This is a genomic window from Alkalilimnicola sp. S0819, from assembly GCF_009295635.1.
Classification (GTDB): Bacteria; Pseudomonadota; Gammaproteobacteria; order Nitrococcales; family WHIW01; genus S0819.
Window position 1 is genome coordinate 1 of record NZ_WHIW01000057.1, and the last position, 347, is coordinate 347.

The window sequence follows — 347 nt, forward strand, 5'->3', positions numbered from 1 at the left end:
ACCCCAAATTGGTCGCCTTTCCTAGCCCAAAACGTGAGTAAGTATCTACTAACGCTGAGGACGGCATCGCTAACGCCAGTTTGGATACACCGACGTTACTCGACTTCTGTAGAACCCCGGTCAGGGTTAATTCGCTGTAGCGCGCCACGTCTTTAATTTCGTGGCCGTTAATTCGGTATGGAACGGTATTCAACACCGTATTTTCGTTGACGATACCGCGCTGAAGCGCAGTCATCACCACCATCGGCTTAACCGTAGAACCCGGTTCAAACACGTCGGTGATGGTACGGTTACGCATCGCGTCTTTCGGCGTACCGGCAAGGTTGTTGGGGTTATAGGAAGGGCTA

1 protein-coding gene is annotated in these 347 nt (G+C 51.9%); it reads right to left on the reverse strand.

Annotation, left to right across the window (positions count from 1 at the left end; all coding sequences use genetic code 11):
* The coding region (locus GBG68_RS13965; RefSeq protein WP_264297991.1) for a penicillin-binding transpeptidase domain-containing protein at positions 1–347 on the reverse strand (347 nt) is incomplete at both ends.